The organism is Arenimonas sp. (assembly GCF_019459675.1).
Lineage (GTDB): Bacteria > Pseudomonadota > Gammaproteobacteria > Xanthomonadales > Xanthomonadaceae > Arenimonas.
Genome location: NZ_JAIBFH010000430.1, coordinates 1 through 8,469 on the forward strand (window position 1 = coordinate 1; position 8,469 = coordinate 8,469).

8 protein-coding genes are annotated in these 8,469 nt (G+C 67.8%); all 8 read right to left on the reverse strand.

What is annotated here, in order from left to right; translation table 11 throughout:
* Window positions 1-243 (reverse strand): glycosyltransferase family 2 protein (locus K0M70_RS14145; protein ID WP_290783022.1); only part of this gene is annotated, 243 nt, incomplete at its 3' end.
* Entirely contained in the window at window positions 240-1,385 is a 1,146-nt protein-coding gene (locus tag K0M70_RS14150; protein ID WP_290783023.1) for a hypothetical protein, read from the reverse strand. The genes K0M70_RS14145 and K0M70_RS14150, both read right to left, overlap by 4 nt.
* 40 nt (window positions 1,386-1,425) lie before the next feature.
* On the reverse strand, window positions 1,426-2,727 hold the full coding sequence (locus K0M70_RS14155; protein ID WP_290783025.1) for a hypothetical protein: 1,302 nt from the start codon (window positions 2,725-2,727) through the stop codon (window positions 1,426-1,428).
* Between the two features lie 16 nt (window positions 2,728-2,743).
* Window positions 2,744-4,129, reverse strand: coding sequence for an ABC transporter ATP-binding protein (locus K0M70_RS14160; RefSeq protein WP_290783027.1), 1,386 nt, complete (start codon window positions 4,127-4,129; stop codon window positions 2,744-2,746).
* Window positions 4,119-4,946, reverse strand: a complete 828-nt coding sequence (locus tag K0M70_RS14165; protein WP_290783029.1) for an ABC transporter permease — start codon at window positions 4,944-4,946, stop codon at window positions 4,119-4,121. The genes K0M70_RS14160 and K0M70_RS14165 overlap by 11 nt, the downstream gene beginning before the upstream one ends.
* Window positions 4,943-6,091 (reverse strand): cystathionine gamma-synthase, encoded by a 1,149-nt coding sequence (locus K0M70_RS14170; protein ID WP_290783031.1) that lies wholly within the window; start codon window positions 6,089-6,091, stop codon window positions 4,943-4,945. The genes K0M70_RS14165 and K0M70_RS14170 overlap by 4 nt, the downstream gene beginning before the upstream one ends.
* Before the next feature lie 82 nt (window positions 6,092-6,173).
* Complete coding sequence (locus tag K0M70_RS14175; RefSeq protein WP_290783033.1) at window positions 6,174-7,355, reverse strand: acyltransferase; 1,182 nt, start codon at window positions 7,353-7,355, stop codon at window positions 6,174-6,176.
* Between the two features lie 131 nt (window positions 7,356-7,486).
* Window positions 7,487-8,469: hypothetical protein (locus K0M70_RS14180; protein ID WP_290783035.1), on the reverse strand; the 983-nt coding region annotated here is incomplete at its 5' end.

Sequence of the window (8,469 nt, forward strand, 5' to 3'; positions counted from 1 at the left end):
GCGGGGGTTCTGGTCCCGGGGGGGGTGGCGCCCCCCCGACGGGCCGCCGTTGGCCTGGTGGATCACCTTGACCCGCGGGTCGTCCAGGCCTGCCAGCACTTCCAGCGTGCGAGCATCGGTGGAACCGTCGTTCACCACCACGACCTCCAGGTCGCGATGGGTCTGCGCCAGGGCCGAATCAACGGCCTCCAGCAGCAGGTCGCCGGCGTTGAAACACGGGATGATGATCGAGACGCGGCTCATTGCGGATCCCGTGCGCCTCGCGACGTGAGCTTGCGCACGGCCTTGGCCATGGTCGGCCCGAAGCCGATGTCCAGGGTGGAGCGCAGGAAGCGGTTGACGATGGTCGGCGGCTCTTCGCTGGCCGGCGAGGAAGCGTCAGCGTCCGCCCCCGGCCGGCCGGCCGGCAGGAAGGTCGCGTCGTTCGCCTCGAACGGGTGCGGCACCCGCTCCCACCAGTCCGGGGACCGGTAGACCACGCGCGCCGCGTTGGCGATCTTGTCGCCGCCGGCATAGGTGCCGTAGCTCCACGGCGTCTTGCCGATCACAGACTGGCCGTTTTGTTCAAGCAGGGCAAGGTACTCCGCGTACAGCGCCACGAACGTGTCGCGGTTGTCGTCGGTGAGCCACCAGCCGATGGCTTTGTCGATGGTGCCCGAGTCCAGCCCGGAGAAATGGATGAAGCGCAGGCGGTCGCCGTTGATCACGTAGTGGCCGTCCACCTCGCGCAGGTCGCTGCCCAGCAGCGACCAGGTGGCGAAATCGTAGCCGTGGTGCTTGAGGATGTGGCAGTCGAAGAACGAAGGCACCAGGTCGATCCACTTCTGGTCGGTGAAGATGCCCCGGGCCTTGTCGTCGTAGCAGAACAGGAACAGCCGGTCTGCCCACCACTGCAGGAAGCGTGCGGAATTCTCCGAACGGCTGACCGCCAGGAAACCCAGGTTGTAGGACCCATGCGCCAGCGAGCTGATCTCCATGTCGATGTTGCCGGGCCGGAGCAGGTGCGGCGCCAGCACGATCGAATGATCGTCCAGCAGTTCGCGCAGCTCGACGAAATCACCGTAAACCCGCACGTCCGGATCCAGGTACACGAACTTGTCGGCGTCGGGATAGCGCTCCGTTAGGTGGATCATGAAGCGCGGCTTCACCGCCGTGGAGGCTTCGACGATGCTGTGCCGGAACATGAACGTGTCGAAGTTGTCCCAGCCCGCGTCCTTGGCGAGGATGATCTCGTCGAAATGCGGGAAGGCGCGGGCCACGTCGGGCACCTCGCGCTCCACCAGGCACAGCACGAAGTGCGCGTCCGGGCAGTGGCGCTTCACCGACTCCGCCAGCGTCATCGCCTTGGGCAGGTAGTTCGAACAGATGGAGGTGAAATAGATCATTGGCTTTCTCTTCTAGAAATTCGCCGTCGGGCCGACCGGCTTACGGTTTCCCGGGGCCAAGCCTGCTGCGAAGCGAACGCAGAGGCGCCGTCCAGCGCCAGGATGCCGAGTGGATGACGTCGGAATATTCGTGCCTGGCGCGAGCCAGCTGTTGCTGCAGCGATGCAATCTCGGACTCCAGCCGCTGGCGCTCGATCTCGCTGCGCGCCAGTTCGTCGGCGCGGGTTTCCAGGTCGAGGGTTCGCTGGTGGAGATCGGCCGAGCGGATCCGCAGCTGCTCGGCCAGGGCTTCGGCGTGCGCATCTGCTCGCGCCACAGTCTCCGCCAGCGTCTGCGCCGAGGTGTGTGCCAGCGCGTCGCGCTCGTCCATGGTGGCGCGATGGTCCAGCACCGCCTGCTCCGACCAGGCCAGCTGGGCGTTGAGCTGCGAGCGCAGCGCGTAGCCTTCCGCCTCGAGCTTGGCGAAGCCATCCAGCGTGGGGAAAACCGCTTCCGCCATGGCGCCGACGATCGGGTCCATTCCCGCCCAGGCCTCGTCGAAGCGGGCACGCAGCGCGTCCAGGCGCGCCCAGGCGTCCTGCCCTGCGGCCAGCCCCTGGAACACATCGAACACGTCGCTGGCGATCGCGGAGATCGCCGTATTGGCATCGGCGGTGCCCGCGCCGTGTCGACGCAGCCCCGGCTCGACGAATTCGCCCAGGCCACCCAACTGGGCGGCGTCGATCACCGGAACATCCGCGCCCAGCGCCTGCAGGGCGCGTCGCATCACGTCCACCGGGCTGCGCAACAGGTCGTCGTAAAGCACCACGGTGCGCGGCATGCCGTCGGAGTCGCGCGCGGCGTCCAGCACATGGCGCAGCCAGAGCAGCTCGCCAAGCGGCTTGCCAAAACCATTGCGCGAGCGCAGCGACGACGCCACTTCGGCCGGCGAACGCACCACGTGCAGCACGCCCGAAGCCACGCCCAGGCGCTCGACGCAGCGGCGCCACAGCGCCACCATGCGGCAGGCGCGCGGATCCTTCACCGCCCACAGGGCCTCGCCGGCGAAATCACGGCGCAAGATCCCCACCAGGTCGTCCTCGGCGCGGCGCGCGGCCGGCATGGCCATCCAGCCCTCCGGCAGCGGGCGCGGGTCGCACCACCAGCTGCCCAGCTCGCGCAGCAGGGTTTCGTGCACGTGCACGACGCCTTCGTGTTCGAAATAGCCCTTGGGGTTGTCCTGCGCGCCGGTCAGCAGGCGCTCGCCGAGCGCCACGCCCAGGTGCTGCAGGGCGCCCGCGGTGGCCGACGTGCCGCTGCGGTGCATGCCCGCCACCAGGATGCCAAAGCTGTTCGGTTTCATTGTGCGGGCAACCCCATCAGGAATGACGGACATGCGCGGTGACGTCCATGTCCACCAGGCCGGTGCCCAGGCGGTGGGCGTCCGGCATGACGCGGAACATGGCGACATCGATCCGCCGGTCGAGGTAGGTTTCGCCCTCGGCCAGCCTTCCCAGCACCCCGGCATTGAGGAAATACGTGCCGGGCGCCAGCATGCAGCGGAACTTGAACTCAACTTCGATACGCTCACCCGCGGCAACCGCCGCCAGGGCGTTCTCGGGCGTGGCCGTGGCCGCGCCGCAAACCTCCACGCCGGTCAGGGTACGCATCATCATGCCCATGCGCACGCCTGCCGCCGCGCCTTCGAAGTCGACGCTGTAGCGGTACACATACTCGCGGCCCGCCGCCAGCACGTTCACCGGCTGGCCTGCCAGCGTGCACAGCCGCGCGTTCTCGATGCGGGCGCCACGGCGCTCGTACGACAAGGTGCTGCTGGGGCGCATGGCCTCGTCGAGGTAGGGCTCGGGCCCCGAGCCGCCCGGCGCCGGCACGGCAGCCACGGTCCCTGCGGCGGCCGCCTTCGAGCTGCCCTCGCCCGCCAGCAGGGTCGCGGTGCCGGCGCGGATCTGCTCGCGGACTTCGCGCGCGCGGTCGGCCGGCGTGTAAAGCAGTTTCTGGTAAAGGCCAACCACCTGTTTGGGGGGGCCGTCGGCGATCAGCTCGCCACCGTCGATCAGGATCGCGCGGTCGCACAGGTCGATCACCGTGCCGGCGGAATGCGAAACGAACAGCACCGTGGCGCCGGCGGCGCGAATGGCTTCGATGCGCGCGAAGCACTTGCGCTGGAAGGCCTCGTCGCCCACCGCCAGCGCCTCGTCGATCACCAGCACGTCGGGCTTGACGTGGATCGCCACCGCAAACGCCAGCCGCACGTACATGCCGCTCGAGTAGGTCTTCACCGGCTGCTCGATGAACTCACCGATGTCGGCAAAGGCCGCGATGTCGTCGAAACACGCGTCCACTTCCGCCCGCGTCAGTCCCAGCACCGTGGCGTTGAGGTAGACGTTCTCACGGCCCGTGAAGTCCGGCGCGAATCCGGCGCCCAGCTCCAGCAGTGCGGCCACCCGGCCCTGCACGCGCACGTCGCCGGCGCTGGGCGTCAGCGTGCCGCAGATGATCTGCAGCAGCGTGGACTTGCCCGAGCCATTGCGGCCGACGATGCCGACGGTCTGGCCGCGCGGAACGCGGAAATCAATACCCGACAGCGCGTGGAATTCCTTGTACCAGCGCCGTTCCGACGCCGGCAGCAGCATCTGCATCAGCCGGTGGTGCGGCTTGGCGTAGACCGGAAACGACTTGGACACACGATCCACCTGGATCATGGCCGCATCACCGGCCGGCATCGGCGCGGACTCAGAGGACATCGGCGAAGCCCCGGCGCGTAGTCGCGAAGAAATAGCGCGCGGCGTACAGCAGCACCATCGCCACCAGCAGGTAGATGCCCAGCCCTTGCCAGTCGGGCAGGTCGCCCCACAGCAGCACGGCGCGCGCCTGGTCGATGATGAAAGACAGCGGGTTGAGCATGAACACCCAGCGGTACGACTCGGGCACCGACGACAGCGGCATCATCGCCGTGGACAGGAACAGCATGGCCAGCGACAGCAGCGGCGTCACCTGGTTGATGTCGCGCAGGTACACGCCCAGCGCCGCCAGGAACCACGACATCGCCAGGCACAGCATCACCAGCGGCAGCATCACCACCGGGAAGAACACCGTCGTCCACGCCACCTGCCCGTCCATCGCCAGCCGCAGCAGCAGGAACACCACCAGCGTGGTGCCGGTATGGAACAGCGCCGACATCACCAGCGGCCACGGCAGGATGTCGATCGGGAAGATGACGCGCTTGACGAAGTTGGGGTTCGCCGTCACCAGGTTGGGGGACTTGACCAGGCATTCCGAGAAGAACCCGTGCACCATCAGGGCGGCGAACAGGATGATGGCGAAACTGGTGTTGCCGGCTTCCACCTGGGGCCAGCGGCCGCCCATCACGGTGCCGAAGGCGAAGGTGTAGATCATCAGCATCATGAACGGGCTGATCAGCGACCACAGCAGGCCGAAGCTGGCGCCGCGGTAGCGGCCCAGGATGTCGCGGCGCGCCAGCTCCACCGTCAGCGAGCGATGGTCAGCCAGGGCAGCGAAGGGACGCGAGAGGCGATGGAGCAGTGACGGCTTCGGGGTCACGAAAGGCTCTCGGCCAACTCGCTGCGAAGGTCTTCCACGTCCTCCACGCCCACGCTCAGCCGCACCAGGTTGTCGGTGATGCCCAGCGCGGCGCGGCGTTCAGCCGGCACCGAGGCGTGGGTCATGATGGCCGGGTGGTTGACCAGGCTTTCGACGCCGCCCAGCGACTCGGCCAGCGCGAACAGGTGGCAGCGCTCCATCATGCGGCGCGCGCCGTCCAGGCCGCCCTTCACGTAGATCGAAACCATGCCGCCAAAACCCTGCATCTGGCGCTTGGCCAGTTCGTGCTGGGGGTGCGAGGCCAGGCCGGGGTAGATCACCTTTTCGATGGACGGATGCCGGTCCAGCCAGCTGGCCAGCTCCATGGCGTTCTCGCAGTGGGCCTTCATGCGCAGGTGCAGGGTCTTGAGGCCACGCAGCGCCAGGAAGCTGTCGAACGGGCCCTGGATGCCGCCCACCGCGTTCTGCAGGAAGGCCATCTGCTCGGCGAGCTCGGCGTCATCACCCACCACCACCATGCCGCCGACGATGTCGGAGTGCCCGTTGAGGTACTTGGTGGCCGAATGCATCACCAGGTGCGCGCCCAGCTCCAGCGGACGCTGCAGGATCGGGGAGCTGAAGGTGTTGTCCACCACCACCACCAGGCCGCGCTTTCGAGCGATGGCGGCGATGGCGGCGATGTCGACGATCTTGAGCAGCGGGTTGGTCGGGGTTTCGATCCACACCAGCTTGGTCTCGGGCCGGATGGCCGCTTCGAAGGCCTGGGGGTCGCTCAGGTCCACCCAGCTGAAATCCAGACCGGCGGAGCGGCGGCGGACGCGCTCGAACAGGCGGTAGGTGCCGCCGTAGACGTCGTCCATGGCGATCACATGGCTGCCGCTGTCGAGCAGCTCCAGGATGGTCGACGTGGCGGCCAGGCCCGACGCGAAGGCATAGCCGCGCGAGCCGCCCTCCAGCGCCGCCACGCAGCGCTCGTAGGCGAAGCGGGTGGGGTTGTGGCTGCGCGAGTACTCGAAGCCCTGGTGCACGCCCGGGCTGGACTGCACGTAGGTGGACGTGGCGTAGATCGGCGTCATCACCGCGCCGGTGCTGGGGTCGGGCGATTGGCCGGCATGGATGGCAAGGGTGCCTGGGCGATGTGCCACGAGGGCTCCTGGAGGGTGTGAAGGGCAGTGGGGAATGATACCCGAACACCCCCGCGGCCAGCCTCGCCCGAGGCCCGGCTGTTCAGGCTTGCGGCGGTGTGCCGCCGGCGCCGGAGCGGCCGGCGCGGCGCAGGCGGACATCGCGCAGGGGACGTTCGAAAAGCAGGTAGGAAAGCATGGCCGCCGCGATCGACGCCGCCAGCACCACGGCCGCTGCCAACGGCCATTGGGCGACGCCCACGCGGAGCAGTCCGTCCAGGATGGGCATGTGCCACAGGTAGGCGCTGAAACTCACTACGCCGAGAAGTCGCGACGGCGCCCATTCAAACGGGGCGCGCAGCCACTGCGGTCCGTGCAGCACCGCCAGCAGCAGCAGGGACCACACCACGCCGAAGAACAGGAACCAGCGGTGGTTGAGCGAACCGTCGGCAGCGTCACCGCTCAGCCAGGCCCAAACCTGGGGAATGCTCAGCGCGCAGGCCAGCATTGCCGCCACACCCACCGCGGCCCAGGTCGCCTGGCGCGGGCGCGTCCGGGCATGGCGCAACCGGTGGTCCCAGCGTGCCGCCATCGCACCGCAGAGGAAAATCACCAGGTACGGGCCCAGCCGCACGTCATTCACCGCCGAAGCCTGGGCCGGCCACGCCCACGCCGCGCCGGCCAGCGCCAGGATCGCCAGCACCGCCTCAACCGGCCATGGCCAGCGCCTGTGCTGCACCCAGACAAAGGCCAGCGCCAGCAGGGGCAGCCACAGGTAGAAGGTGAATTCGACCGGGATGCTCCACAGCACGCTCTGCCCTTCCTGCAGCCGCAGGTGGCGGATCAGCGCGCCGGTGTCGATGACGTAGTGCCAGCCCTGCACACCGGCGCGCGTCAACCACCAGCTGACCAGCAGCACCACCAGGTACAGCGGCCAGATCCGCAGCACGCGCCTGAGCGCATAGTCGGCCCACAGCCAGCCATCGGCGAACTTCGCCAGGGGTCTTTCCAGCAGCACGCGGGTCAACAGGAAAGCGCTGAGGACGAAGAACAGATACACGCCGCTCTTGCCGATGCCCGACAGGCCAATGCCCGGCAACACCAGCACGCCGTAGTTGGAAAAATGCGACAGCAGCACGATCAGGACGGCGAGGCCGCGCAGGCCATCGAGCGCATCGAAATGATGCCGGCGGGCACCCGGCCGGCCAAGGAACACATGCCACCAGGACGCGCCTGGCTCATCAACGGGCGTGGACGTTTCCTGCGGGAGAGAAGGCGTGGTCATCCAGGAGCGCGGTCCAGGGGTGACTGGGGACTATATAGGAGCCAACGGCTCGCCTGCCGGGCAGGCGCGCCCCACAAAAGAAAAGGCCCGCCGAAGCGGGCCTTTCCAATGACGTCACTAAACCCGAAGGATTAGTTGGTGCCCGGACGGACCATGACGTGGTTGCTCACCGAGCCGGCAGCCGGATTCGTGATCTGGTACAGACCCTGGATCTGGTTGTTCGGCGCAGCGACGGTCACGTTCAGCGTGGCGCGCGGGGCGCCGCTGAAGTTGCTCAGCACGGTGCCCAGCTCAACAACGATGGTGCCGTTGGCCGGCACGTTGCCGGTCAGGTTGTTGGTGGTGTAGGTGTTGCCGGTCTCACCCTGCACGGAGATCTCGTACGGACGAGCCACGTTGCCGGTGTTGGTCAGGACCATACGGCTAAGGTAGCCGGCCGGAACCTGGGCCAGCGGAGCCTGCAGCTGGGTGCCGTTGCGGACGATTTCGCCAGCAGCCTGCGGGCCCACGTCGGCGATGGTGAAGCCGGTGTTCGCGGTCACGTCGAGGGTGGCCGTGTACAGGCTCTCGAGGATCGGGGTGGCCAGGTCGGCGATGTAGTCCAGGTCGCCCGCGACCGCGTTGGCACCAATGACGAAGGTGGCAAGCGTGTCGGTCAGGGTGTTGGCCGACGTGCCGTCGAGCTCAACGTCGGCGGCGGCGGTGAAATCACCGGCGACGTCGATGTTGGTGGCCGGAGCGAACAGGTCGGCCAGGGTGATCAGCGCGCCGTCTTCGTTGAACGGCGGCGCGGCGACCAGGTCATGGTCGATCGAACCGAACACGCCGGTGGTCAGGAAATCGGTGTAGGCGCCGTTGGTGGCTTCCACGTCAGCAATGGCCTGACCCGGGGTGGCGACGAACGCGAAGCTCGGGACCGAGCGGATGAACGGACGGAACACGCCGTTGGTACCGGCCGAAGCAATGCGGCCAGCAGCGCCACCGGCCTGGGCCTGCGACGGCTGGTCGTAGATCGAGAAGGCGCAGTCAACGTTGCCGTTGGTGAGCAGCTCGGTCTGCACGTCGAAGATGATGTTGATCGCTTCGGTGGTGCCGCCGACGACGTCGTCGGTGA